At 46.0% G+C, this 22389-nt stretch carries 25 protein-coding genes; 11 read left to right on the top strand and 14 right to left on the bottom strand.

The window, feature by feature from the left end; translation table 11 throughout:
• Window positions 1-70 precede the first annotated feature (70 nt).
• A complete protein-coding gene (dapF, locus tag HF322_RS04965) occupies window positions 71-958 on the top strand; it encodes a diaminopimelate epimerase (protein WP_169392279.1) in 888 nt (295 codons plus the stop codon).
• Window positions 948-1991, top strand: coding sequence for a tyrosine recombinase XerC (locus HF322_RS04960; RefSeq protein ID WP_188211219.1), 1044 nt, complete (start codon window positions 948-950; stop codon window positions 1989-1991). The genes dapF and HF322_RS04960 overlap by 11 nt, the downstream gene beginning before the upstream one ends.
• Here HF322_RS04960 and HF322_RS04955 read toward each other — a convergent pair.
• The gene (locus HF322_RS04955) at window positions 1969-2841 is read right to left on the bottom strand and encodes a nitrilase-related carbon-nitrogen hydrolase (RefSeq protein WP_169392278.1); all 873 of its coding nucleotides are present in this window, start codon (window positions 2839-2841) and stop codon (window positions 1969-1971) included. The two genes, HF322_RS04960 and HF322_RS04955, sit on opposite strands and share 23 nt — an antisense overlap.
• A 272-nt stretch (window positions 2842-3113) precedes the next feature.
• On the opposite strand from HF322_RS04955, the gene rpoN reads away from it, so the two are divergent.
• Complete coding sequence (rpoN, locus tag HF322_RS04950; RefSeq protein ID WP_169392277.1) at window positions 3114-4766, top strand: RNA polymerase factor sigma-54; 1653 nt, start codon at window positions 3114-3116, stop codon at window positions 4764-4766.
• A gap of 379 nt (window positions 4767-5145) precedes the next feature.
• The gene (gene hpf, locus HF322_RS04945) at window positions 5146-5523 is read left to right on the top strand and encodes a ribosome hibernation-promoting factor, HPF/YfiA family (protein WP_169392276.1); all 378 of its coding nucleotides are present in this window, start codon (window positions 5146-5148) and stop codon (window positions 5521-5523) included.
• Between the two features lie 219 nt (window positions 5524-5742).
• Here the strand turns inward: hpf and thiS are convergent, their stop codons facing one another.
• The 4 genes from thiS to HF322_RS04925 all read right to left on the bottom strand — a co-directional run bounded on the left by thiS (window position 5743) and on the right by HF322_RS04925 (window position 8184).
• Window positions 5743-5943 (bottom strand): sulfur carrier protein ThiS, encoded by a 201-nt coding sequence (gene thiS / locus HF322_RS04940; RefSeq protein ID WP_169392275.1) that lies wholly within the window; start codon window positions 5941-5943, stop codon window positions 5743-5745.
• Between the two features lie 67 nt (window positions 5944-6010).
• Complete coding sequence (locus HF322_RS04935) at window positions 6011-6379, bottom strand: DUF423 domain-containing protein (RefSeq protein WP_169392274.1); 369 nt, start codon at window positions 6377-6379, stop codon at window positions 6011-6013.
• Between the two features lie 32 nt (window positions 6380-6411).
• Window positions 6412-7275, bottom strand: a complete 864-nt coding sequence (gene rpoH / locus HF322_RS04930) for an RNA polymerase sigma factor RpoH (RefSeq protein ID WP_201537028.1) — start codon at window positions 7273-7275, stop codon at window positions 6412-6414.
• Between the two features lie 519 nt (window positions 7276-7794).
• The gene (locus tag HF322_RS04925; protein ID WP_169392273.1) at window positions 7795-8184 is read right to left on the bottom strand and encodes a sulfurtransferase TusA family protein; all 390 of its coding nucleotides are present in this window, start codon (window positions 8182-8184) and stop codon (window positions 7795-7797) included.
• 205 nt (window positions 8185-8389) lie between these two features.
• Between HF322_RS04925 and HF322_RS04920 the strand changes: the two genes are divergently transcribed.
• The gene (locus tag HF322_RS04920) at window positions 8390-9994 is read left to right on the top strand and encodes a M48 family metalloprotease (protein WP_223193169.1); all 1605 of its coding nucleotides are present in this window, start codon (window positions 8390-8392) and stop codon (window positions 9992-9994) included.
• 70 nt (window positions 9995-10064) lie between these two features.
• Here HF322_RS04920 and HF322_RS04915 read toward each other — a convergent pair whose 3' ends face one another.
• Window positions 10065-10514, bottom strand: a complete 450-nt coding sequence (locus HF322_RS04915; protein ID WP_169392272.1) for a GatB/YqeY domain-containing protein — start codon at window positions 10512-10514, stop codon at window positions 10065-10067.
• A gap of 183 nt (window positions 10515-10697) precedes the next feature.
• The gene (rpsU, locus tag HF322_RS04910) at window positions 10698-10913 is read right to left on the bottom strand and encodes a 30S ribosomal protein S21 (RefSeq protein ID WP_169392271.1); all 216 of its coding nucleotides are present in this window, start codon (window positions 10911-10913) and stop codon (window positions 10698-10700) included.
• Between the two features lie 443 nt (window positions 10914-11356).
• On the opposite strand from rpsU, the gene HF322_RS04905 reads away from it, so the two are divergent.
• From HF322_RS04905 to crcB, 4 genes are all read left to right on the top strand, one after another.
• Window positions 11357-11833 (top strand): hypothetical protein, encoded by a 477-nt coding sequence (locus HF322_RS04905; protein WP_169392270.1) that lies wholly within the window; start codon window positions 11357-11359, stop codon window positions 11831-11833.
• A gap of 276 nt (window positions 11834-12109) precedes the next feature.
• On the top strand, window positions 12110-12643 hold the full coding sequence (locus HF322_RS04900) for a cytochrome c5 family protein (protein WP_223193168.1): 534 nt from the start codon (window positions 12110-12112) through the stop codon (window positions 12641-12643).
• A 91-nt stretch (window positions 12644-12734) separates the two neighbouring features.
• Window positions 12735-13778 (top strand): tRNA (adenosine(37)-N6)-threonylcarbamoyltransferase complex transferase subunit TsaD, encoded by a 1044-nt coding sequence (gene tsaD / locus HF322_RS04895; protein WP_169392269.1) that lies wholly within the window; start codon window positions 12735-12737, stop codon window positions 13776-13778.
• A gap of 31 nt (window positions 13779-13809) precedes the next feature.
• Entirely contained in the window at window positions 13810-14190 is a 381-nt protein-coding gene (gene crcB / locus HF322_RS04890; RefSeq protein WP_169392268.1) for a fluoride efflux transporter CrcB, read from the top strand.
• Window positions 14191-14245: 55 nt separating this feature from the next.
• Here the strand turns inward: crcB and HF322_RS04885 are convergent, their stop codons facing one another.
• From HF322_RS04885 to potA, 4 genes are all read right to left on the bottom strand, one after another.
• The gene (locus tag HF322_RS04885) at window positions 14246-15139 is read right to left on the bottom strand and encodes a LysR substrate-binding domain-containing protein (protein WP_169392317.1); all 894 of its coding nucleotides are present in this window, start codon (window positions 15137-15139) and stop codon (window positions 14246-14248) included.
• A gap of 77 nt (window positions 15140-15216) precedes the next feature.
• Window positions 15217-16008 carry a spermidine/putrescine ABC transporter permease PotC gene (gene potC / locus HF322_RS04880; RefSeq protein WP_169392267.1) on the bottom strand — a complete coding sequence of 264 codons (792 nt, stop codon included), beginning with the start codon at window positions 16006-16008 and terminating at the stop codon, window positions 15217-15219.
• A complete protein-coding gene (gene potB, locus HF322_RS04875; RefSeq protein ID WP_223193167.1) occupies window positions 16008-16892 on the bottom strand; it encodes a spermidine/putrescine ABC transporter permease PotB in 885 nt (294 codons plus the stop codon). Before potB ends, potC begins: the two co-directional genes overlap by 1 nt.
• Complete coding sequence (gene potA, locus HF322_RS04870) at window positions 16893-18125, bottom strand: spermidine/putrescine ABC transporter ATP-binding protein PotA (RefSeq protein ID WP_169392266.1); 1233 nt, start codon at window positions 18123-18125, stop codon at window positions 16893-16895. It abuts the gene before it with no gap.
• Window positions 18126-18432: 307 nt separating this feature from the next.
• Between potA and HF322_RS04865 the strand changes: the two genes are divergently transcribed.
• Both HF322_RS04865 and gloA read left to right on the top strand, forming a co-directional pair.
• Window positions 18433-19071 carry a carbonic anhydrase gene (locus HF322_RS04865; RefSeq protein ID WP_169392265.1) on the top strand — a complete coding sequence of 213 codons (639 nt, stop codon included), beginning with the start codon at window positions 18433-18435 and terminating at the stop codon, window positions 19069-19071.
• A gap of 84 nt (window positions 19072-19155) precedes the next feature.
• On the top strand, window positions 19156-19704 hold the full coding sequence (gloA, locus tag HF322_RS04860) for a lactoylglutathione lyase (protein ID WP_169392264.1): 549 nt from the start codon (window positions 19156-19158) through the stop codon (window positions 19702-19704).
• Window positions 19705-19814: 110 nt separating this feature from the next.
• On the opposite strand, the gene HF322_RS04855 is transcribed toward gloA, so the two are convergent.
• From HF322_RS04855 to ribA, 3 genes are all read right to left on the bottom strand, one after another.
• Window positions 19815-20282 (bottom strand): cytochrome c, encoded by a 468-nt coding sequence (locus HF322_RS04855; protein WP_169392263.1) that lies wholly within the window; start codon window positions 20280-20282, stop codon window positions 19815-19817.
• A 305-nt stretch (window positions 20283-20587) separates the two neighbouring features.
• Window positions 20588-21526 carry an oxygen-dependent coproporphyrinogen oxidase gene (hemF, locus tag HF322_RS04850; RefSeq protein WP_219848177.1) on the bottom strand — a complete coding sequence of 313 codons (939 nt, stop codon included), beginning with the start codon at window positions 21524-21526 and terminating at the stop codon, window positions 20588-20590.
• A 151-nt stretch (window positions 21527-21677) separates the two neighbouring features.
• Complete coding sequence (gene ribA / locus HF322_RS04845) at window positions 21678-22319, bottom strand: GTP cyclohydrolase II (protein ID WP_169392261.1); 642 nt, start codon at window positions 22317-22319, stop codon at window positions 21678-21680.
• Between the last annotated feature and the right edge of the window lie 70 nt (window positions 22320-22389).

Raw genomic sequence — 22389 nt, 5'->3', positions numbered from 1 at the left:
TGGTTATCATTGTGACAAGCGCCGTGCTACTATAGCAATCACATAAAAAAATAGGATAGGATACAAGGATATGCTGATAGAATTTACAAAAATGCATGGGCTGGGCAATGATTTTATGGTCATCGATTTGGTGACCCAGCGCCTTGATTTGACACCGGAGTTGGTGCAATTATTGGGTGATCGGCATTTGGGTGTCGGCTTTGACCAACTGCTGGTTGTTGAGCCGCCGATGCGACCGGATGTTGATTTTAGTTACCGAATTTTTAATACCGATGGCACAGAAGTTGAGCAGTGCGGCAATGGCGCGCGCTGTTTTGCACGGTTTGTTCAAGCTCGAAAATTGTCCTTTAAGCAGCGCCTTCGGGTAGAAACGGCAAGTGGGATCATCTCGTTAAGCACCGACCGCTACGGCTGGGTTGAGGTGGATATGGGAAAACCCAAATTTGAGCCGGATGAAATTCCTTTTACCCCAAAAGCCATTACTAAAATTCAAAACGCCTATCATTTGGATGTTGCCGGAACGCCCGTTCAGCTGTTTGTTGCCAATATGGGCAATCCACATGCGGTGATTAAAGTCGATGACGTGTTAGCCGCCGATGTCAAAACGCTTGGCAAAGCCATTGAGTCGCATCCGGCGTTTCCGGATCGCGTCAACGTCGGCTTTATGCAAGTGATGAATCAGCGCCATATTCGCCTTCGGGTTTATGAGCGCGGCGTTGGCGAAACCCAAGCTTGCGGCACGGGCGCTTGCGCGGCGGTTGCGGTAGGTGTCCGTGAAGGCTGGCTTGATGAGGGCGAGGACGTTCGCGCTCAGCTTTATGGCGGCAGCATGATTGTCCGCTGGCAACCCGGCTATTCAGTACTGATGACAGGACCCACCGCGTTTGTTTATGAAGGCGTATTCAGTCCAGATGGTCTCATGGCGCAAGCTGGAATCAAGCCAGTCGATGCCAGTTAAACGGCACCAATTGATCATGAGCAGAATCCGCGCCACCAAATTCGAGCCGCCTTTAACTGACAATCCGCTGTTGACCATGTTGGAAGCGGTTAATGACTGGCTGAGCGAGCTTATGATTCAGCGGCATTCCAAGTATACCGTGTTAGCGTACTCAGCGGCGCTAACTCGGTTGGCAGATTTTTTGGTAGCAAAAAACCTGAGTTGGTTGCAGTTTGATAAACGTCAGTTGTCGCAATTTGTTGCCAAGCGCTTGGAGGTTGACGGTCTTGCTATCAGCAGCGTTCAGCAAGAGTTATCCGCCATTCGCCATTTTTACGATTGGCTGTTAAAAAATGGCAAAGTTTTGGTCAATCCTGCCGCGCATTATCAAATCAAACGGCAATCACGACCGCTGCCTGCGATTGCCGATATTGATTTAATCAGCCAGTTGCTTGACCAACCTGCGCCTGATGACCCCAAGCAAGCCGCGCTTTGGTCGCGAGATTTGGCAATGATGGAGTTGCTTTACAGCAGTGGGCTTCGCGTTGGTGAGTTGGTGGCGCTTGATTTGGCGGATTTGGACTTGAGCAGTTGCCAAGTTCGGGTGACTGGAAAAGGCAATAAAACGCGACTTGTTCCGGTCGGTCGCCGCGCCATTACTGCGATTAAAGATTACCTAAATTACCGCGCAATTTGGCTTAAAAACAATGAGTCGACACTGTTTATCAGCCAAAAATTGGGCAGTCGGCTGACCACAAGAACAGTTCAAAACCGCTTAAAATTTGCCGCAAGTCGCGCCGGAATTGCTCAAAATATCCATCCGCATTTGTTACGGCACTGCTTTGCCTCACATTTGCTGTCAGAAAGTGGCGATTTGCGCGCTGTTCAAGAGCTGCTGGGTCACAGCGACATCAGCACCACTCAGGTTTATACCCACGTTGACTTTGCCAAATTGACCCAAGTTTATGACAACGCGCACCCGCGAGCGGCAAAAAAGCCAAACAATGTTAAAAGTAATGCTCAAAGCAAGCTTAAGCCAAGCGATGACAATTAAAAATGGGCAGGTTTTGCCGACCTTCATTTTGCGCCGCCAAATCAAGACTTGCCGTAACTAACGCAAAGCCGTCTTGAGCGTCATTGTCACTAAGGGCGCTTTGCTCATATTGCGCCACCATTTCCCCTTTAAAGTTGCTAATCCCCGCATGACCCCAAGTTTGCCTTGCTGTGCCAGATTTATACTGATGCTCGCCGCCTTGAGCTGCCCCAACGACCAAACACTGACTGTCAATGGCGCGCGCTTTGAGCAGTAGCGACCAGTGCGCCTGACCTGTTAAATAGGTAAATGCCGATGGCGCGGTTAAAATTTCTGCCCCTGATTGCCGTAACCTTTGGGAGAGCGCGGGAAAGCGCAAATCAAAGCAAACCATCATCCCAAGCCAAAAGGTGCCGTTATCGGTCGCGATTGGTGCAACGACCATTTTATCCCCTGCCTCAAACGTCGCCGCTTCATCATAGCGACCTTGCTTGTCGCCAACGGTGGCGGTAAATAAATGGATTTTGTCGTAGCGGGCAACTTGAGAGCCATCTGGGGCGAACAATTGACTGACTTGGCGCAGTCTGCCGTCAGGAACGCGCGCGCCATCAGGGCGATACGGGCAGGGCAGCGTTCCGGCTAAGACATGAATGCCGCTGTCTTTAGCAAAGTCGGCAATAGTGCTTGATAGTTCATCAAAACGCTCAGCGGTCGCGGGCTGCTCACCCATGCTGCAACAGTTTTCAGGCAAAACCACAAATTGAGCACCTTGCGATTTGGCTTGGCTGATTGACTTTGAAATTGCCGCTAAATTGGCATCGATATCTTGTTGGCTGTTCATTTGAACGGCGGCAACGGTGAGTATTGTCATTTTAACTTCCGTTTTAAGTTTTTAATTTTGAATAATGATAAAAAGTGGTAATCAACTGGCTTTAGTTTAAGGTAAAGGCGCTTAAGCCGATAGTCAAATTTTGCCATCACTGATAGCGAACTCAAGTTTTTAAGAATTCACTAATGCAAAGCTGACCTTTTTTGGCTAAAAAATGCTATTGTCGTGTTTTATCAAAAGCTGTGATAAAACTTTATTCAGCCTTTATTTCCAGTTAAATTTTGCTATCCAACGCCGGAGGATTACGTCCAATCATGAGTATGTCGTTCGGATTGACCAATAGTTTATCGACCTCGCAAAAGCTCACCCCGCAGATGCAGCAAGCCATCAAATTGCTGCAACTATCAAGCCTTGAGCTTGAAGCGGAAGTTCAAGCCAAGCTTGATAGCAATCCGCTGCTTGAGCGCATTGAGGAGGGCGATGACAGCGAAAGTCACAATGACGAACGTCAAAATGGGGCGGATTTTGAATTAAATGAGCCTTGGAATTTGCAATCAGGAGCGCTCAAGCAAAGCAGCTCTCAAAATGAGCGCGCCGCAGATGACTTTGAGGATGGTTTTGATAGCAAATTTGACAACAGTGTTGATGGTAGCGACCCCCCTGATTTTGACGTTGAGGCGTTTAATTTTAATAGCGACTTTACTGATTCAGGCTTTGAGGACAGCTTTGATAACACAAGTTTTGAAAATACAGGCTTTGAAAATAATCATATTGGCGGCGCGCCCACCGATCTTGATGAGTTGGACGATTATCAAGGCGCAACTTGCAGCAGCATTCAAGATTATGTTCGCTGGCAGCTGAACTTTAAGCGATTATCCGTAAGCGATTTATTGATTGCTGATTATCTGGTCGATGCCATGAGCGATGAGGGCTTCATCCAGCTTGATTTAGTTGAGCTTGAGCAAAGCTTTGATCTGATGGCAAGCTTTTATCAGTGGGAACATGGCATTGATGGCGACGATATCAAAGCGGTATTAAAAATTATTCAATCGTGTGATCCTATCGGCGTTGGCGCTCGTGATTTAGGTGAGAGTTTGCTGTTGCAACTAAACAAGCTTGACTCAAATACTGAATTTATCAATGAAGCTAAAGCCGTACTGTTTGCTCGCGAGTATTTAATCAGTAACAATATTAAAGCGTTGATGGAAGCTACTGGATTAACGATTGATGCCATTACCCAAGCCATCGCGCTACTACGACGCCTTGATCCTGCCCCAGGGCTCAGCTATCAACGAAACAACCATACAGATGGCGCTCCCGAAAGCTATGATATTCCAGACATTTTGGTCAGTGTTGCCAAAACTCAAAACAATAATGAATCATCAGGCTGGAATGTCAGGCTAAATCCTGAAACCTTACCCAAACTGCGAATCAACCAAGACTATGCAAGCTTGGTCAAGCATGGCGATCAAAGCCCCGACAATCAATACTTGCGCGAGCATCTTGTTGAGGCAAGGCTGTTTATCCGAAGTATTGAGGAGCGTAACCAAAACCTATTAAACGTTGCCACCAGCATCGTCCGCCATCAGCAAGCGTTTTTGCAAAAGGGCGCTACCGCCATGCAGCCCTTGATTTTAAAGGACATTGCTGAAGAGCTTGGGCTTCACGAGTCCACTGTATCAAGGCTTACCACCAACAAAACCATGCTTACCCCGCAAGGTTTGTTTTCACTAAAGCACTTTTTCTCCTCGCACGTTAGCAGCAGTGATGGTGATGTGTCCTCGACCGCCATTAGCGCGATGATCAAGCAGATGATTCAAAACGAAGACCCTAAAAAACCACTTTCTGACAGCAAAATTCAAGCCAAACTTTTAGCCGATGGCATTGATATCGCGCGGCGAACCATTGCTAAATATCGCGAAGCCATGAATATTGGCTCATCAACACAACGTAAGCAAAAATTTTGATGATTTTTCTAAATTTACCTTTGGCTGCTTTTCACTTTGGTGACAAATCATAACTCATTTGCTGATCACATTTGCAAACGAAGCAATCAAAAAATAAAAATTTTCGATTATAAAGAATTAAGAAAAAAACGAAAGTAAAAGTTACATTTAATTACATGAAACTGGCTTGCTACTGACCCGATTTCATGACAAATTAGAGTCATATCAAAAGCCGTTTTAAAAGCCATTAGCTATTAAAGAAATTTAAAGCGAATAACGATAAATAAAATTAAAACTGCTTTTGATAGGATCAGATGACGACCAATAACTATAACCCAATTTTAAACGTCATCTGTTAACCATCAGCTAAGCTAAGCTGTGATAAAAGAAGGATCAATCTATGAATATTTCTATCAGTGGTCACCATATCAGCGTTACCGATGCCATGAACAATGCAGTTCGTGAAAAACTTGCCAAAGTTGAGCGTCATTTTGACCAAATTCAAAGTATTCAAGTTATCTTATCGCTTGATAACAGCGGCGCCACCGACGGCGGTAAAAAGAGCCATAAAGCTGAAGCCATTATGCGCGTTGCCGGTCAAGAGATGTTCGTTCAAGCGCTTGATGAAGATATGTATAAAGCCATTGGCGAGATGGCAGAAAAACTAGACCGTCAAGTTCGCAAATATAAAACCAAGCAAGAGCGCAAAAAAGTTCAAGGCGCAGGTCGTGATGACCGCTACGATGATTTAGATGAAGATATGGCAGAAGCTATTTAATCTAATATCGTCACTAGCATAAAAAATAGTAATAAATAAAAGGAAAATTATAATATTAAAAAATGTTAAAAGTCATTTATTAGGATTAGGTAGCTGCTTAAAATAATAATAAAAAACATAATAAGAAAAAGACTGTAACTTAATATGAAAATAAATGACTGAAGTAATAAAAAGCCCTCAACTTTATATTGAGGGCTTTTTATTGTTAGATAAAGATTATTAACCGCCACCTACTGCTTGAACGACTTCAATTGCCATGCCTTCAGTGATGTTAATATTGGGAAGCTCGCTTTTTGGAACGATTTCGCCATTTACTTCTACCGCAAATCGTCCTGTGCTTAGCCCAAGCTCATTAATCACTAACTGAACCGTTTGGTGCGTTGTTTGCAGCAATTTACCATTGACCGTAATGGTACTCATAAAATTCTCCATTAGAATCATCAAGGGATTAGATCAAATCAGCCGCTATAGTAGCATCAAGTTAAACTTAAAGCTGAGATAACCGAGCGGCGCTAACAGCCAGCCAAAGCCAACCGCAGATCATAAGCACGCCACCAATCGGGGTAATCGCGCCAAACCATTTTGGAGCGCCTAGTGCCATTGAATATAAGCTGCCGGCAAAAATAATAACGCCAATTTGAATCAGCCAAGCGCTGGTTTTAGTCGCAAAATTTAATTTAATGAGTATGGCAACGACCAAAAGCCCTAGCGCATGAATGAGAAAATAAAGCGTTGCCGTTTGCCACCACGCCAGCTGTTCAGGGCTTGCAACGCGCTTTAACCCATGAGCGCCAAACGCGCCAAGACCGACGGCAATGGCAAGGTTGATTGCGGCAATACTGACCCAATTTAGCATGATGTCTCCTAAATTTTGACTTTTAGCAACGCTTACTGAATATCATCAGGAAGGATCACGCTATCAATGGTCATAGCATCACGAATTTTATCCATAGCATTTTTTTCAATTTGCCGGACACGCTCAGCGGAGATGGAATAAACGGCGGCAAGCTCATGCAAGGTAGACTTTTGCTCGGTAAGCCAGCGCTGCTCAACGATATCGCGAGCGCGGTCATCAAGCGTATCCATAGCAGCAAGAAGCGCCGAGGAGTTATTTTCTTCCCAATCGGACTCTTCAACCATTTCCGCCGGATCAACGCCATCTTCTAAAAACAGCTGCGGGGCATAGCGACCGTCATCATCATCGCTTGATTGCGTTTCAAATGACGCGTCATAAGAGGTCAGCCGCGATTCCATTTCCAAAACCTGTTTTCGGGTGACGTTTAAGTCTTTGGCAATCGCATCAGCTTCTTCAATCGTTAGTTGATTGTTGGTTTTTTTAAGGCTTCGCAAGTTAAAAAATAGCTTTCGATGCGCTTTGGTGGTAGCAACTTTGACAATTCGCCAGTTGCGAATGACAAACTCGTGAATTTCCGCTTTAATCCAATGAACGGCAAACGACACCAAGCGAACGCCTTTGTTGGGATCAAAGCGCTTGACTGCTTTCATCAAGCCCAAATTACCTTCTTGAATTAAGTCAGCTTGCGGCAAGCCATATCCTGAATAACTGCGCGCAATGTGAATGACAAAGCGCAAATGCGACATGACCAGCAATCGCGCGGCTTCCACATCGCCTTCGTCATAATAGCGGTGGGCAAGCTCTTGCTCTTGCGTTGGTGTCAAAATTGGGATTTGATGAACGGTATTGATATAAGCGCCAAGATTGACGCCGGGCGCGGACAAATGCGTTGGCATGGCAGGAACTAAATCGCGCGTTCGCGTATCTTCAAAGGTGCTGGCATCATACGGTGGTCGTTCGGCAGCCGCTTTGAGCGCCGCTTCTCGATCGGCGTTTTTTTGGGCTTTGGACGATTTAAGCGGTTTTTTAGGTACAAAATTGTCCGTTTCATCGTCTAAGCGATCATCAATGTCATCATCCAAATCATCTTCTAACTCATGAGCGTCAAAGTCTTCGATATCAAGATCGTCAATGTTTTCAATGTCTGCTTCATCGATATCTAATGCATCAAAATCATCGAGATTATCGTCAATGTCATCGCTGAAATCATCGCTTTCAAAGTCGTCATAATGATTAGTCATAGGATCATTTCGGCTTTGTGATTGCCGATTATTTTTTTTATTGGGCTTCTTATTTTTTTGGTTTTGTGCTGTCATCGCCGAGTCCGTCGCCATGGTATTGACCTTTAATTTGAAGGAATTGAGCAATTAAGGTGATGAAAATTATCTTAGGGTTATTGTAATAGATAGCGCTGATCAGTTGCTATCGGTTTTGGTAATGATGAAGTGAAATATTGTATCACTTGGCGTAGATTTCAGCTCAGCTTGGGCTAAACGAAGCTCAAGTTCAGGGGAGTGTTGGCAAAAGGCGCGAATGTCTGCTTGCGAGTTTGGGTCGGTGGCAACGACATAAAGCGACTGGTGAGGCGGAACCGTTCTAAGTGCCACTTTGGTTTTTAGCAAAGGCATTGGGCAGACCAAGCGCCGACCATCGACCAGTTGGCAGATAGTGATTGGTGATGTTGATAGCGCGGCTAAGTTGTCTTCAGGAATTTGGTTTATAAACTCCTCAATCAGCGCTTGATTTGATTCTGAAACACTGTCTGCCATAGCAATCTTTGGATGATGGGTAATATCTTGCGACATGAAAATTCCTTTTTTAGTAAAATAGAAAATAACGATCAGCAAAAATCCCAACAATGTTGCACAAAAGTCACGCAAATCAAGGGATTAGTAGCCAAATTCAGCCAGCAGTTGACGACGCTCACGCAAGCTTTTACTATCAAAAATAATAGCACAATCCGCTGTAAGAGCTCCATGTTGGCAAGCTGGCAAAGGTTAGGGTAACGTATTGAACAGTCACAATCCGCGCATTTTGGCAGGTTTTTTTGGGTTGAGTATGCTGGCGGTAAGCTCGCTAAGCTTTTCAGCCCCCATGATTGGCAATTTAGCGCAAGAACCCTCAAGGTTTGAGACGCCTTATTTGTCGGGAAGTCAGCCATCATTTTCAACATCAATGCCGCAAACCAAAACGCTAAATTTGCCCAATATCGATGGTCAAGGGGTGAGCTTTGCCGACCAATATAAAAATAAGCAGCTTGGCGAATGGGCGCTTCAAAATATAAACGGCGGCGCCAAAATGCTGAGCGACCCGTGGATTCAAGAAACCATCAAGGCGATGACGTGGCGGCTCAACGCGCAAGCAAGACGGCAAGCGCTTCTTGATGTGGTGATTATGGACAGCCCGAGCATCAACGCGTTTGCCGCGCCAGGCGGCGTGATTGGCATTAATAGCGGGACGATTTTGGCGGCAAGCAGCATGGATGAGCTGGCAAGCGTGGTTGCCCATGAGGTTGCTCATATCAGTCAGCGCCACTATGAGCACAGTAGGACTGAAAAAAAGCAGGCGTTGCTCATGCAAGTGGGTGGGATGCTTGCAGCAATTGCAGCGTCAAGTATCGATGGTGATGCCGCCGCTGCCGTCATGATGGGAAGCCAAACGGCCGCCATGAATAGTAGCATGGCATTTAGCCGCAGTCATGAGCGCGAAGCGGATCGCATTGGCATGCAAATCATGAACCAAGCAGGCTTTGATGCGCGCGCCATGCCCAGATTTTTTGCGACGATGAATCAGCAAAGTTTACTTAATCAAGCAGAATACCGCTTTTTGCCAAGCTTTGTGCGCTCGCATCCGTTAAGTAATGAGCGTTTGAGCGATGCCCAAAGCCGAGCTCAGCAGTATCCTGTATTGTCTTTGACGCAGCAAAAACGCCATCAAGCGCTGTTTGATTTATTAACATGGCGGGTTCAGGTAATGGGAAATCATGCGACCCAATCAGCACTCACCAGTGCGGCTAAATCAAGCTTAGGAGCGGCGCTAGCCTTGGTCGAATGGCTCGGTCGTCAGCAACGATTTTCTGAAGCGCATGCCACCTTAAACGAGCTAAAATCGCGGTCGGGAATCGATCGCCAAGCCCTTGAGCCGCTACTGACAATCACCGAAAGTCAGCTGTTTATGGAGCAGCAGCAATGGTCAAAAGCGGCAAAGCTGTTAGCCGATCAGCAAGCGCTTTATCCTGAACGCCGCGATTTGCGCCTTTATTTGGCAAAAGCGTTGATTCAGAACAATCAGCCCGAACAAGCCCAATTGTTATTAAAGCCGCTGGTGACTCAAAACCCAAGCGACCGCGCCGCTTGGCAAGCGCTGTCCCGCGCCAATGAATTTTTAGCTAAAAAAGCCACCGACAAACTGCAAGCCAATATCGCCACTATCAATGCCCTTCGTTACCGCAGCATGGATGAGCTTTGGAGCGGTCGCTATGAGGCGGCGCTGACCTCACTTGAGCAAGCAAAAAGCCTCACCCAAAACTTAACCAAGGCGAGCCGAACCGCGCTGCAAGCCAATATCAAAAGTGAGATCGACAACGTAAAAACCGCCAAAGACTTTAAGCCTTAGGCGGTAGTTTTTAGGTAGTAATTTTGAGTGGTCGCGCGATTTTATTAACTGATTAAAATCAAAGGCTTAATTAGCCTTGAAGTGCTTGTTTGACCAAGGTTGAAATCAATGCAGGATCAGCGCGTCCTGCCGTTTTAACTTTAAGCGCGCCCATCACCGCGCCCATATCGCGCATTGAGGTGGCGTTTTGCGATTGGATTTCTTCATTGACCATTGCCGCAAGCTCATCATCACTCATTTGTGAGGGCATAAACTCGTTGATGATATCAATTTCAAACTGCTCTTTTTTTGCCAAATCCTCGCGACCGTTTTCAGTAAAAATGGTTAATGACTCTTGGCGCTGTTTGAGCTGTTTTTGTAGTAGTTCAATGACGCCGGCATCATCAAGCTCAGTTTGACGGTCGATTTCGATTTGTTTGATGACCGCTTGAACATTGCGAAGCACTTTGACCCGCTCTAAATCATGAGCTTTCATCGACGTTTTGACATTATCCGTTAACGTTTGCTTTAGCGAACTCATCATTTTTTCCTTATTATCCGTTAATATGAAGGGTTAGTTTTTAAAATTTGCTTGCTGAAACTGTAGTATTGTCCATAATGACAAAAAGTTTAGCATAAAAAACGCCACCGTATCATCCGATAACAGTGGCGCTAGTTCCGCAGTGGCTTAAATTTTAAGCCTTTGCCAACTTCTAATCAAAAATTAGTAGTTGCGAGTGGTGCGGATAGTTTCACGCTGAAGTTTTTTCTTATAACGCTTAACCGCAGCGGCTTTTTTACGCTTACGCTCTTGAGTTGGCTTTTCATAAAACTCGCGCTTACGAACGTCAGATAAGACGCCCGCTTTTTCACAAGCGCGCTTGAAGCGGCGGATAGCGATATCAACGGGTTCGTTTTCTTTAACCTTAACTGCAGGCATGAAGACTCCTTAAAGTGATGAGAGGGTGACTAAGCTTGGCTGTATAGTAGTAGTTAGCTGCAACCTCTCAATCATTGCAGTCATCAGCTCAAACTTGAATAAGCTTGCTTCAGGTAGAAGTAAGGGCGAGTATTTTAATCAAAATTATGAAGAAAGTCAAAGTCTTTTGAGAAAAATCGGATATTGATTTAAGCTTTTCGCCAAAGTTCAATGGCAATTTTGTGAGAAAGTTAAGTTTATTGAATTATTGATAATATTTCGCTATAAAAAAATCAAATCGCTTATATCGATTGGGCAATCGTTTATGCTATGATAATTTTTGCTTAAGAGATCATGTTGCGGCAGTAAATTCAACTGACCATAACAAAAGGCAAGAATCCATCAAAGATGACCATCAACTTGGTCATTTAAAATCAAAATTAGCTCAGCTTGAGGGTGCGTTGATGAAAAAATTGGTAGATCATTTCGCAGGTCAAACCGCCGCCAAATCGCAATTGGGATCGGCAAAAAAAGCGACCGCATTATTGACAGCGCTTTTGGTAGCAAGTTTGGGACTTAGCGCTTGTAACCAACAAAAAGACGCCGCTGAAGCTGAGTCTGGTGAAGTCAAAGCCGTTGACCGCGTTAATGAAGCTGAAGAAATTGCTCATGCCAATGCGCCCGCGGCAGAAGATATGGGATTTGAGCAATCAGCGCCTGCTGCTGCAACAGATACCGCCGAAGCTTCTGGCGATGCTGCTGCCACTGGCGATAGCGCTGAAACATCTGAGGTTGTGAGTGCAGATGGTAAAGCCAAAGCTAATGGCGCGGCAGATTCGGCGGACGCTAGCACTGGAGACGCCTCTGGTATGGATCCTGCGGCGGCGGGATCAACTGATACGACGACTGAAGAAGCCCATACTGCGCCAACTTCTAAATAATATTAAAGCCAATTCTGACTTTTTATTTTTTGAGGTTCTATTGTTTTAAAGCGTCGGCAAGTCAATATAGTTTGGCTTGCTGATGGTCTTAGTTGGTTTGATTCTTTGATGTTGATTTGACCCTTCCTGTTTATCATTGCCTGAACCGCCCTTTTTGTTGACGCTTAGATTTGGCTAAGTGCTACTGATTGGTCTGTTGACTGGTGATGACTGTTAAGCTTTTTTGAACTATTTTTTAATTAAAACCTTCTACCTAACTGGCAAAGGAATGACCTAATGACGATCCCTCGTAATTTGAGCATAGCTCAATTAAAAACCATGAGCGCGGCAGCTATTTTATTGGGCGCTGCCATCGGGCTGAGCGCTTGTAGCGATAAAAAAGCAGAAGAAGCCCCTGTTGAAACTGAAACTGTCGTTGTTGATGAGCCGGCGGTTGTGGAAGAAGCGCCTGCTGAAGCTCCTGTCGAGGTGCCAGCTGCAGAAACTGAAGCCCCTGCTGAAACCGAAACGCCAGCTGAAGAAACTGCTGAAGCCACCACTGAAAATGCAGACGCTGAGGTGGTACTTGCCGCAGATACTGGCGAAAAATTATATCAAAAGCAGTGCAAAGCTTGTCATGAGTCAGGATTGTTAAACGCACCAAAATTTGGTGACAAAACGGCTTGGGCGCCGCACATTGCAAAAGGCAAAGACACCTTATATGAGCATGCCTCTAAAGGCTTTAATCAAATGCCAGCTCAAGCTGCCAACGGCGTTTCTGAAGCCGAAGTTCACGCGGCAGTTGATTACATGGTTGGCGCTGCCAGTTAATCATTAACAATTGAAATTGATGTAAATTGCCGCCATTGTGGTTCATAATGGCGGTTTTTTTATCTGATGATCATTTAGGCAAGGCAGAATCATGAAAGTATTGGGCTTAGAGACGTCGTGTGATGAGACGGGACTGGCGATTTTTGATAGCGATGAGATAGCAGGCGCTAATCAAGGTCTGATCGGTCAAGTGCTGTATTCGCAAATTGAGCTTCACGCGCTTTATGGTGGCGTGGTTCCTGAGCTTGCCAGCCGCGATCATATCCGAAAGTTGGTGCCTTTATTTAATGAGTTGCTCGATCAGTGCAACCTGACCAAAAGCGACATTGATGCCATTGCCTATACCAAAGGTCCAGGCTTAATTGGCGCGCTAATGACTGGCGCGCTGTTTGGTCGCAGCCTTGCGTTTGGTCTTGGCATTCCGGCAATTGGCATTCATCATATGGAAGGTCATTTATTGGCGCCGCTCATGAGTCAACATCCGCCACAGTTTCCATTTGTGTCCTTGCTCGTGTCGGGCGGTCATACACAGCTGATTGCCGCGTTTGGTGTTGGCGAATACGAAATTTTGGGCGAATCGATTGATGATGCCGCAGGCGAGTGCTTTGATAAAGCCGCTAAAATGCTCAATTTGCCGTATCCTGGAGGTCCGAATATTGCCAAACTTGCTGAAAACGGCAATCCAAACGCGTTTGAGTTGCCAAGACCCATGCTGCATCGGGGTCTTGATTTTTCCTTTAGCGGGATGAAAACAGCAGTTCACAATCTGATTAAAGATACCGAGGGCAGCCAAGATAATCCGCAAGTTCGCGCCGATATCGCGGCAAGCTTTCAACATGCCGTTGTTGATACCTTAGTCAAAAAATGCGTGAAAGCCCTAAAGCAGGTGAACATGAAGCGCCTGGTGATTGCCGGCGGCGTCAGCGCCAATACCGAACTTCGCCGATCGCTTGAAGCGGCGCTTGCTAAAATCGGCGCTCAAGTTTTTTATGCGCCGCCTGAGCTTTGCACCGATAATGGCGCGATGATTGCGTTTGCTGGATTCCAGCGCTTAAATGCCGGTCAAACCGATGAGTTGGCGGTCACTTGTGTCCCGCGCTGGTCAATGAGTGAGCTGCCAGCGATTCATGACTAAACATCAAGGTTAAACTATCAAGGACAGTATCATGCAATGGCTTGCAATCGGTCTTGGCGCAGCATTTGGGGCGTGTCTTCGCGCTTGGTTATCCCGATTTAATTTGCTTCATGATTGGATTCCGTTTGGGACGCTCTTTGCCAATATTTTAGGCGGGCTATTGATTGGCGGCGCGATTCTTTGGTTTGAGCAGTTTGGCGCCAATTTATCGCCGAACCTCAAATTAATGGTCATCACGGGATTTTTGGGTGGCTTGACGACGTTTAGCACCTTTAGCGCGGAAGTTTTTTCACTAATAAATGATGGCAGAGTGCTTGCCGGATTGTTACTAGTGGCGCTTCATGTTGGCTTGACGTTGCTTGCTACCGCCATTGGCTTTTATACGATAAAAATGGCACTAAATTTAAGCTAATTGCCGATTTAAACGCCAATTATTTTTAACCGAATCATTTTTAAACGACAGCTTTTTAAATTACTGGTTTGACCAAATTATCAAGCAGCGCTAAAAACCCTTGAACATAAGCTAAATTTTGGCTTGTGGATCGCGTCGCTGCATAAAGCTGGCAATAAACGCCGCTGCCAAGCGGTCTTGACACCACCCAACCTTTTTTTTCATAATCGGCAACGACCCAATCAGGAAGCGCTGCCACCCCGCGCTCACTTGCTACCAATTGGATCAACATGGCAGTAAGCTCGGTGGTTCGGATGTTAGCAAAGCTTGAATTAGCAGGCGTCATAAAATTGGCAATGATGTCCAAGCGCTTAGCTTCAACCGGATAGGCAATGAGCACTTCATTAACCAAATCCGTCGGTGAAATCGTCGTAAGATTTGCCAATTCGTGCGTAGGTGAGATCACCAATCGGCTTTCGTACTCAAATAATGGCTGATAGCTGATGCCTGCAATCGGCAAATTACTCGTAGTGATGAGCAAATCAATATCGCCTTCCATCAACAAATGGTGCGGTTCAGGCTCAAATCCGGTCGCAAAATCAAGCTCTACATCTGCCCAATCGCGCCGATAGCGGTTTAAAATCGGCATGAGCCAATCAAAGCAGCTGTGACATTCTGACGCTAAGCGTAGCCGTCCGGCTTGACCGTGAGCTAAGCGCTTAAGGTTGGTTTTGGTTCGCGTGACTTGCGGTAAAATGTTGTCGGCAAGCGCAAGAACCGCTTTTCCGGCAGGCGTAAAAGTCAGCGGTCGGCTTCGGCGATTGACAAGGCTGATATCATAATAGCTTTCAAGCTCTTTGAGCTGATGCGACACAGCAGAGGCGGTCACGTGAAGCTCATCGGCAGCAGCGGCAAGTGAGCCATGCGCCCGCAGCGCGGTGAGCGTTTTTAAATGACGAAGCTCAAGCATATCGCAAACCATTTTTATCATGAAATTAATTCATTATAAATAATAAAAGAAATAATTTCATTCAAAAATAGCTACATTTACCGCCGCCGTAATAACCACTGCGAGATAATGACCAAAATAAGTGACGCTGCAAGTAAAATCGTGCCAATGGCATTGACCTCAGGTTTTAGTCCCACCCGAACCATGGAATAAATCCGCAGCGGTAAAATCTCAAAACTAGGACCAGTCACAAAGGTCGAGACCACCACATCATCAAGCGATAAAGTAAACGCCAAAAGCCAACCTGCCATCACCGCCGGAAAAATCACTGGAATCAGCACCGTTTTTATCATGGTAAATTCGCTCGCGCCCAAATCACGAGCCGCTTCTAGCAAGCGCTCATCTAGGCTTGACAGCCGAGCAAACACGGTAATCACCACAAACGGCAAGCAAAAGGTGATGTGCGATAATAGCAGCGATACAAAGCCAAGCTGCATCCCAATCAATAAAAACAGCACCAAAAGCGAGATGGCAAGAACGATTTCAGGGGACATCATGAGCACAAAAAGTAGACCACTGAGTAAGCCTTTGCCGCGAAAATCGTAGCGATGCAGGGCAAGGGCGGTGAGCGTTCCAATCAAGGTGGATAGTGTTGCGGCAATCAATCCCAAAACAATGGAGTGCCAAAACGCATCGAGCATGGCTTGGTTGCGAAAAAGCGACTCATACCATTTTAGACTAAAGCCGCCCCAATGATAGCCGACTTTGGAGGTGTTAAATGACATCACCACCAAAACGATGATGGGCAAATACAAGAGCGCGTAAACGAGAGTCAAATAGCTTTTAGATAACAAAATGCCCAAGCGCTTTTTTGAAGTCAAGGTCGCCATTATGCCACCTCATTAAAGTCAGTTTTGCCAATGCGGCGGCTACTTGCGCGATACGCCCAAAGTAAAATTGCCATTGCAAGGGTGAGCAGAACGCTTGCCGCTGCGCCAAATGGCCAATCCCTTGCATCCAAAAATTGATTTTTAATGATATTTCCTACGAGTAAATTGCGCGAGCCGCCTAAAATATCCGCCACGTAAAACATGCCCATCGCAGGCAATAGCACCAAAAGTACCCCTGAAATGATCCCTGGTGTGGTTAGTGGCAGTACGACATGCCAAAAGGTTTGCGATTTGGTTGCCCCTAAATCTTGCGAAGCCAGCAGCATATCCTCGCGCAAATCGGTAAATACGGCATAAAGCGGCAACACCATAAATGGAAATAGCAAATACGTTAATCCGGCAATCACTGCGCCTTGGGTGTATAAAATATCAATTGGATGGCTGATAATGCCAAGCTTTATGAGCAACTGATTGATTAAACCGTTATTGGCAAACAGCAGTTTGAGCGCGTAAGTTCTGACTAAAGAGTTCGTCCAAAACGGCAAAATCAGCAGCAGCATCAACAGCGGCTGCCAGCGCGCTCGGACTTTGGAGACAAGCCAAGCAAAAGGATAGCCAAACAGTAAGCAAATCACCGTGGTAATCCCCGCCATCCAAAGGGAGTGAACAAACACCTCAAAATAAAGCGGGTCCATCATTCGCGAATAACTGCCAAAATTTACTGGCAAGCTGATAAATTCGCTACTGTCGCGAGTTAAAAAACTGACGGCAATCACCAGCAAGTTAGGAACAAGCGCAAAAATCAGCAGCCAGCCCCAAATCAGCCAAAGCGTTGCGGTTCGAAACGGGTTTTTTACTTTTGCGGCGCTATTAAACATTGCCATTTATACGCCCCCTGAAGTCACCGGCTGAGCGTCAGGCTCGTCTGGCAATACCCACTCCCAACCATCAACCCAAGCCACTTTGACCGCTTCATTCATTTTATAATCAAAGCTTGGATCGTCTTCATCAAAAAACTCGGACGCTTTGATAACTTGACCGTCCTCAAGCTCAATGATGGAATCCAAAGTGCTGCCTTTATAATTGCTTTCGATCACCCGACCGGTAATGCCGCTATGCTCAGCGTCATCTAAGTCATAAATTCGCAAATCCTCAGGTCGAAGCAATAAATTGACCGTATCGCCAACTTGAACGGCATTGGCAAATTTGGGTCGGCGTAAGTTGCGAAGCGGCATATCTGCCGACCCCGATTGGCAAACTTCCACCTCAATGCGACCGTTAGTAACTTTGCCATTTTTATCCGGCTGGTCGGGATAAACGCCGCGAACGATGGCTTTAAATAGGTTGGTTTCGCCGATAAATTTAGCAGTAAATAAGTTGGCGGGGGTTTCATAAATCTCAATGGGGGTGCCAATTTGCTGAAATTTGCCATGTTTCATCACGGCAATGCGATCGGACATCGACAGCGCTTCTTCTTGGTCGTGGGTGACAAACACAAAGGTAATGCCAAGCTCGCGTTGAAGGCGTTTGAGCTCAGATTGCATTTGTAGCCGAAGTTTATAATCAAGCGCCGATAAAGGCTCATCAAGCAGCAAGAGCTTTGGGCGATTAATTACCGCCCTTGCAATCGCAACGCGTTGCTGCTGACCGCCCGACAATTCTTGCGGTCGCCTATTGGCTAAATGCTCAAGCTGAACCATGGCAAGCATCTCGCGAACGCGAGCTTGAATTTCATCTTTGGGCACTTTTTTAAGCTTTAAGCCATAAGCCACATTTTGCGCGACGCTCATGTGCGGAAATAGCGCATATTGCTGAAACACCGTATTGACCGGTCGTTTATCGGCGGACAGTCCCGCCATCTGAACGCCATCTAAATAAATCGCGCCGGCATCCGGCTGCTCAAATCCGGCAATAAGGCGAAGTAGCGTGGTTTTTCCACAACCTGAAGGTCCAAGCAGGGTTAAAAACTCGCCATGATGAATGGTCAAATTAATGTCGCTTAATACTTCAACGTTGTCATAAACCTTTTTTAGGTGCTCAATTTGAAGCAGCTCGTCAGTTCTGCTGGCAGTTGGGCTTGATAACAAGTGAGGATTGGGGTCAGAAAATTGAGTCATAGCAAGTCCTAAAAAGCCGCGCCAGCAAAAAAAGTAAGTTGCGCCATTATATCAAAGCCTTTTGCCAAAATTGCGCAATCGCAAATGACGTTACGCGCGTTATACCTTAGGTTACAAGGTATTTCTGATTTGGCGGTTTTTGCGCTGAATTGAGCAGTTCACCAGTTCCACTGAATAATTTTGGCGCAAGATCATAGCAAAAAAGTGTTGCCGGTTGAATTTTTTTACGTTTTTTTTGCGCTTGTGCTATACAATAATTACGCTTGCCAAAACTTTGGCAAAACTAACATGATGATAAAGGATGATTATGACTGACCATGCCCAACCTGTGAGCGGCAAAGACGCCCTTGAGATGCTCAAACAAGGCAACGCGCGCTATGTGGCAAGCCTAACTTCTACCGATCCGATGACCCAAAGGCGACCGGCGCTGGTCAAAGATCAATATCCGCACGCCATTATTCTTGGCTGCTCGGATGCCCGCGTTCCGGTTGAGATTGTGTTTGACCAAGGTTTGGGCGACTTATTTGTGATTCGCGTTGCCGGAAATGTGGTCGCGCCCTCACAGATCGGTTCGGTAGAATTTGCCGCCGAAAAGTTCCAAACGCAATTGGTGGTGGTGCTTGGTCATTCCAACTGCGGCGCAGTGACCGCTTGCGTTGATGCTTTGATTAACCCTGAGCAGTACTATTCGCCCAATTTACAATCGATCGTTGATCGCATTCGCCCAAGCGTTTATAACTTGCACGAGCTTGCCACCGCCAAAGGTCATGACGCGGACGCGGATGAATTGGTTGACCGCGCCATCCGCGCCAACGTTCGCATGTCAGTCAGCCAATTAAAGCACGGCTCACGCATTTTAGAGGACTTAACCCAAAGCGGAAAATTGCTCATCGTTGGCGCTGAATACGACTTAAAAACCGGCAAAGTGCGCTTTTTAGACAGCTGAGGTATGATAGGTGAGCCGCGATCGTAATTTGATGGCTATCGCATCGCTATAAAAAATAATACTTAGCCTAATAAGGAGTCTTTCATGACCCACTCAACCCAAACGCCGCAGCCAAGCCAAAGCGTAATGGCAGAAGGCGTAAAGCCCATCCCAAGCGCCTCATCAGGGTTTACTTTTAACCACACCATGCTTCGCGTCAAAGATCCGGTCAAATCGCTTGAGTTTTATACCGGAATTTTGGGAATGACCTTGCTTTGCGTCAAAAAATTTCCGGAAATGGGCTTTAATTTGTATTTTTTAGCCAAATTGACCAAAGATGAGCGCGACAACTTGCCAAAAGGCGATGACTTAGCGATTTTTGCTTTTCGTCAGCGCGGCATTTTAGAATTAACCCACAACTATGGCACTGAACATCAAGCTGATTTTAGCTACCATGATGGCAATAGCGAACCGCAAGGCTTTGGTCATATTTGCTTTAGCGTTCCTGATCTTGATGCCGCCGTTGCTTGGTTTGACCAAAATAACGTCACTTTTAAAAAGCGACCAGAAGATGGCAATATGAAAAATATTGCCTTTATCAAAGATGTCGATGGCTACTGGATTGAGATTGTGGAAGCTGAGTTGATGGACTAAAACGGGCTGAGTGAAACGGCTCAAACTTGTTATCAAAAAAACCGCTATCAAAGGACAGCGGTTTTTTTTGCAATTAAAACAGCGCTAAAGTTAACCTTTAACTTTAAGCCTTATTTTTCGTCGTCATCTTTGACTTTAAATTCAGTATGGCAAGACTTGCACGATTTACCAACTTCACCAAAGGCAGGCTTCACATCCTCCGCACTTGTCGCCGTTTGTGCAACTTGGTTTAGTTGCGCGGTAGCTTGTTGGAAGTTTTCAGCTTCCATTTTAAAGTCGTCCGTTTTTGCCCAAACTGATTCAGTGGCGTTGCCCACCGCGTCTTTGTTCTCAAAATGTTGCCAAGGATTTTTTGAATCTTCTGCCAAAAATACCGCTTGCTCTTTGAACACCGCCGCATCAAAGGTGTCTGGAGCTTTGACCATTCCGCCCATCACTTTCATCGCATCGCCATAGTTTTTCATCATATCTTGGCGCGCTTTGACATCAGGATGCGGCTTGCTACAAGCGCCAAGGGTAAGGACTGCGCCCAATAAGCCGATACCAAAAGCCGATTTTAGTGAGTTAAATTTTGTCATCATGACTCCTTTGATGTGGCGATTCATTGATTATTAAGGGTTCAATGAATGGCTTCGAGGATAAATAAAGGCGAAATTTGCTCAAATAACGGCGCTAAAACAAAGAGGGGCTACCGCGACTGACCAGTGAAAACCTTTAAAACGAAAAATGGGATATAAACAAAGGTCAGCTATAAAAGCTGACCTCAATATCATAAACGATAAATTATTTTATTGGCAATAATATTTGCTGCATATTGTAATCAGCCTAAAAACTTATCATTCGCGCTAGAATTATGCCAAATCAGACCATATTGTCAACCCAATTAAGCCTCACTAAGCCAATCGCGTGGTTTTAAATAAAAATCGGTCAATTCAAACTCAGGCGTTCCGGCTTTGGGTTCAAAGCGATATTCCCAAGCTGCAAGCGGCGGCATACTGACCAAAATCGACTCGATACGACCATTGCTTTGTAGCCCAAACAGTGTTCCACGGTCATAAACAAGATTATACTCGACATATCTGCCGCGGCGATAAAGCTGAAACTCGCGCTGAGCTTGGGTAAAAGCTGTCGTTTTACGCTTTTGAAAAATCGGAATAATGCCGTCAAGATAGCCATTACCGACCGCTTTCATAAAATCAAAACAGGTCTCAAACTCCCAACCGCGACTCTCAAAATTGACGTCATCATAAAATAGCCCGCCAATACCGCGCTGCTCGCCTCGGTGCTGCAAGTGAAAATACTCATCGCACCACTGTTTAAAATCAGGATAAACCGTGTCGCCAAAGGGCGCGCATAAATCGTGGCAAACCTTGTGCCAGTGAACGCAGTCCTCAAGTACTGGATAAAACGGGGTCAAATCAAAGCCGCCACCAAACCACCAAATTGGCGCTTTGTCCGCACTTTCGGCAACAAAAAGTCGGACGTTGGCGTGGCTGGTGGGCACGTTTGGGTTGGTCGGGTGAATGACCAAGGATACGCCAAGCGCTTGGGCGCTGCGACCGGCAATGTCCGGATGGCGAGCGGTGGCGGATGGCGGCAAGCTTTTGACATGGATGTGGCTGAACATAACGCCTGCTTTTTCAATGACTTTGCCGCCGGATAAAATGCATGATCGACCGCCGCCGCCCTCAGGGCGCTCCCAATCGTCGGGAACAAAGGTTGCCTTGCCGCCGCCGTCTTTTTCCTCCGCTTCTAGCGCTTGGCAAATTCGAGCTTGCAAATCAACCAAAAAAGCGCGAACTTGGGCGATATTTTCCGCCATTTTATCGTTGGTTGGGCTTTGCTCAACGGCATTTGGACTAAACTTTGGAATGGTCATAGCAGTCATCTTATAAGTGATTTATTAAAATTTTAATGGAAACTCAATTGTCAAACGCGGCTATTATTTAAACGCAGCTGTTATTTAAATGCGGCTATTTATTATCATGGACTTGGGTAAAAATTTCTTTATCAAGTAGGTGACCCATCCGGTCGCGCTTGGTGGCAAGGTAGCTTAAATTAACATCGTTAACCCCAACCAACAACGGCACGCGCTCGGTGACCTCAATGCCAAGGTCGGTCAAATAAGCGACTTTGTCGGGGTTGTTGGTGATAAGGCGGACTTTATCAACGCCAACGTGCGACAGCATGGCGCTGCACATGTCGTAAGTTCGGGCGTCCGCTGGCAACCCAAGCAGCAAATTGGCATCAAGCGTATCGTGACCTTGCTCTTGCAGGGCGTAAGCGCGGATTTTGTTGGTCAGTCCAATACCGCGACCTTCTTGGCGCAAATATAAAATCGCGCCAACGCCTTCATTTTGAATGGCTTTCATGGCGGTATTGAGCTGTGATCCGCAATCGCATTTGAGCGAACCGAACGCATCGCCGGTTAAGCACTCAGAATGAATCCGAACTAAGGGCGCGCGATCGTTGTCAGCGGCTGCGCCATTTTTGGTCACAGGTAAGCCTTTGGTGAGCATCACGTGCTCTTGACCGGCGTCGTTTTCAAAGATATGAATGTCAAATTCGCCATGATGGGTGGGCAATTTGGCACGGGTAATAAAATGATAGGTCATGACTGTCCTAAGTTGACTGTCTTAAAAGGGCTTGATTTTGTTTAGGTGGCTTTGCTTGTTTTTTCAACGT

This window comes from Psychrobacter sp. MF31, assembly GCF_012847335.1.
GTDB lineage: Bacteria > Pseudomonadota > Gammaproteobacteria > Pseudomonadales > Moraxellaceae > Psychrobacter.
Note: the sequence above shows the minus strand (reverse complement) of the source record. Positions and strands in the feature narration are given on the sequence as shown.